This is a genomic window from Microcoleus sp. A003_D6 (genome assembly GCF_036702825.1).
In the GTDB taxonomy this organism is placed as follows: Bacteria; Cyanobacteriota; Cyanobacteriia; order Cyanobacteriales; family Microcoleaceae; genus Microcoleus.
Genome location: NZ_JAUBWA010000124.1, coordinates 1 through 3,195 on the forward strand (window position 1 = coordinate 1; position 3,195 = coordinate 3,195).

Sequence of the window (3,195 nt, forward strand, 5' to 3'; positions counted from 1 at the left end):
AGGGGAGAGGGGGAGAGGATTTGACGATTTTCGATCGGGACTCGAAATATACAATTTAAATGCACAACAGCTTAACAGCTTAGCCTGTAGTCAGCAGTTATTAAGCAGATCCACAGAAAAAAACCCACGCCAAGACATTCGGTAAATGCAACCAAAACTGGATGTCTGAACAGCCTAAAACTTTTAGGTTTAATTAAGTCGATCGATTTAGTTAGCAGTCATTAATTAGCCGTCATTAATCATCTATATAATAGATAAATATTAATTTATTTGTCACAGTCTCTTGACAAAAAGTATAAATTTTGGAGTTGCCAAAAGCGAGAAATCGGGACGGAGTTTGTGTTTCGAGTTGCAGGGCGATCGAGAAAACATCATATCCCCAAGTCCGGCTGACACAAATCACCAATTAAGACCGAATAGATCACATATAATCGCCTAGTTAAATCACAGAAACATTGGGGAAATCAGTCAATACTGTCAAAAGTGAGTTTAATAAAAAAAACCAATGATGACCCAAACGCTTTTACCTCAATTTACGATTGCAGAGCTAGTCTTTCAGGTATATCACTCCGGTCTGCTGACTCCCACTCACCGAGAACAGCTCAAGACAGCACTGTTAAATGACTGTCTTACCGAAGAAGATCAAACAGCCATCAACCGCTTGCTCCACGCCGTTCGCCGGGGCTGGCTGAAAGTTGTAGATTAAACTGTGGCCCCAAGACTTTTGCCGCTCCTCTTTAAATACACTGTCACCTGAAGGCAGAATTAAATGCCCTGAAAAAAATCAGCAATTACGCTGAATTTAGGGTGCCATACAAGCACCCTGCGGTTTTAACTTCTGTTTTGCCAACTTATTTACTCAGAGATTTTGCCGTCTGGCATCATAGCATCTCTCAGATTCGCCTCATTCAAATTTGTCCCGCGCAAAGAAGCTTGATGCAAGTTTGCTCCCCGAAGATTTGCTCCCTTGAGAGAAACTCCGCTCAAATCTGCTAGATGGAAATTTGCACAGCTCAAGTTAGCTCCGCTCAAATCGGCTCCCTTCAAATCCGCTTTTTCAAGATTTGCTTCGGTCAAATTTGCCCAACTCAGATTTGCTTGAGTTAGATTAGCATTGCTGAGGTCAGCTTGTGTTAAGTTGGCGTCGGTTAAATTTGCTTTGCTGAGGTTGATTCCGCAAAGTTTTACTTCTGTCAAGTTGGCACCTTGCAAGTTAACGTTAACTGCATAAACTTGCATCAGAATTGCCCGCTGAAGGTTTGCATCTCTCATGTCTGCACCTCTGAGACTCGCCCCGGTTAAATCGGCCCCGCTCAACACCACACTCCGCAAGATGGCTCCGCTCAAGTTCGCTCCCACCGCCTCGCATTCGCCGAAATTAGCGGACATGAGGTTGGCTTGGGAGAGGTTGGCTTGGCTGATATCTGCTTGATACAGATTGGCTCTGTAGAGGATGAGACCGATCGCACTTGCACCCTTTAAACTAGCTTGACTCAGGTCAATATCGCGCAAATTTGTCCTTGACATATTGGCCCCGCCCAGGTCTACTTTGTGAAAAACCCGTTCTCCGGCTGCATACCGTCTGAGAAGTTCATCTGCATCCATGTCATTTTCCCCAAAATATTTAATAATATCTTTGATATTTCAATAATATTAGGCATGAGCGACCTTTACGTTTCTTGGTCTGAGTACCATCGAAAAATTGAGGATTTGGCAGTAAAAGTTGATGAATCTCAGTGGAAATTCGATCGTATTATCTGTCTGGCGAGGGGAGGGCTGCGGGTGGGCGATACTCTGTCGCGGATTTTCGACAAACCATTGGCCATTTTAGCGGCCTCGTCATACACTGGGGCGGAGGGGAAAGTCCGGGGTGCGATCGAGTTTGCCCGCGATTTGACAATGGTGGGCGATAATTTGGGCAGTCGCATTCTCCTGGTTGACGATTTGGTGGATTCGGGAATTAGTTTGAAGCAAGCTATCCCTTGGCTGAAGAACCGCTACGGCGAGGATATTCAGGAAATTCGGACTGCTGTGCTTTGGTACAAGGCTTGTTCTGTGGCAGTCCCCGATTATTATGTAGATTATTTGACCGATAATCCTTGGATTTACCAACCTTTTGAAATGTACGAAAAGATGAGTGCCGCTGATTTTGCGGCGAAAGTCAGTCAAGTTTAGATTTTAGATTTTAGATTTTAGATTGGGGGATTGAGTCGATAGATGAATCACCCAATTTGAGATTTGAAATTTGAGATTTGAGATTTTAAAATTGACTCCACAGATGAATCACCGGAGCTTAAAATTTGGTCAAAAATTAGTAAAACCCGCCCCTAGCAGTCTTTGATTTGTAGTTGCTCTTTAGCCCAAGCTCGAAATGCTCTGATTGTCGGGCTTCTGCCTTGGGTGTTGGCGCGATCGACATATTGAGGAATTACATCAATAATGGGAAAGTCGGGGAAATTTGGGCTGCTATCAGACTCAATATATTTTCCGTCTTGGAGCAGATAGATTTTCAGGATTCGCCCGTCATATCTCCAAAGTTCCGGCACTTTCAAAGCTTGATAGCTGTTTAAAGCTGTTTGTGAAGAGTTGTCAATCTCGATCGCCAAATCGGGAGGCGGATCTACTGTTAAATCTATTCGATCCTTGCCTCTGATAGCAGCTTCATGCTGAATGTAGAAACAATCGTCAGGTTCTACGCCGCTCTGCATCTCTTTGCTTTTGAAGGTAGTGGAACCTAAAACATCACAATCAATATTAAGTTCTTCCAGCAGCACGTTGACAAAGTATCCAATCAATGATTTAGCTTTTTCATGTTTTGGTAGTGGCATCCTGATTTCCAGTGTTTCTTTGTAATAAGTAAGTCGAATTGCGTAACCTTCTCCTAATTCGTCTAGGATAGACGAGTACATTTCCCAGCTAACGTTTTGTAACTGCACTTTATTGCCGGGGGGGACAATTAGTTGATTCAGTTCAAATACTGTTGATTTGGTTTCAGTTTGCATCGGTTGCTTCCAAGAATGGGACTTATAGCTCTATTTTATCAAGGATTCAATAAAAATAGAATACGGCGGTTGAAACCGCACCTACAAAAACGAAGTCCGCCTCCGCGGACTGAAGACAATAAATGAAGAAAATAACATGATTTTCACCGCCGATTCTTCAACCCGCGAAGGCGGGTTTTGTTTGTGTAGACGC

General features: G+C 43.4%; 4 protein-coding genes. 2 read left to right on the plus strand and 2 right to left on the minus strand.

Going from position 1 to position 3,195, the window contains the following annotated elements; all coding sequences use genetic code 11:
* The first annotated feature begins 505 nt into the window (after positions 1–505).
* Complete coding sequence (locus QUB70_RS26035) at positions 506–706, plus strand: hypothetical protein (protein WP_332984367.1); 201 nt, start codon at positions 506–508, stop codon at positions 704–706.
* Positions 707–855: 149 nt separating this feature from the next.
* Here QUB70_RS26035 and QUB70_RS26040 read toward each other — a convergent pair whose 3' ends face one another.
* On the minus strand, positions 856–1,605 hold the full coding sequence (locus QUB70_RS26040; protein WP_332984368.1) for a pentapeptide repeat-containing protein: 750 nt from the start codon (positions 1,603–1,605) through the stop codon (positions 856–858).
* A 54-nt stretch (positions 1,606–1,659) separates the two neighbouring features.
* On the opposite strand from QUB70_RS26040, the gene QUB70_RS26045 reads away from it, so the two are divergent.
* Positions 1,660–2,175, plus strand: a complete 516-nt coding sequence (locus QUB70_RS26045; protein WP_332984369.1) for a phosphoribosyltransferase — start codon at positions 1,660–1,662, stop codon at positions 2,173–2,175.
* Positions 2,176–2,327: 152 nt separating this feature from the next.
* Here the strand turns inward: QUB70_RS26045 and QUB70_RS26050 are convergent, their stop codons facing one another.
* On the minus strand, positions 2,328–3,002 hold the full coding sequence (locus tag QUB70_RS26050; protein WP_332984370.1) for a Uma2 family endonuclease: 675 nt from the start codon (positions 3,000–3,002) through the stop codon (positions 2,328–2,330).
* Positions 3,003–3,195 lie beyond the last annotated feature (193 nt).

Bases quoted from the DNA above. Each gene is read 5' to 3' on its own strand.
- QUB70_RS26035 (WP_332984367.1), top strand. From the start codon at position 506: ATGATGACCCAAACGCTTTTACCTCAATTTACGATTGCAGAGCTAGTC.
- QUB70_RS26040 (WP_332984368.1), bottom strand. From the start codon at position 1,605: ATGGATGCAGATGAACTTCTCAGACGGTATGCAGCCGGAGAACGGGTT.
- QUB70_RS26045 (WP_332984369.1), top strand. From the start codon at position 1,660: ATGAGCGACCTTTACGTTTCTTGGTCTGAGTACCATCGAAAAATTGAG.
- QUB70_RS26050 (WP_332984370.1), bottom strand. From the start codon at position 3,002: ATGCAAACTGAAACCAAATCAACAGTATTTGAACTGAATCAACTAATT.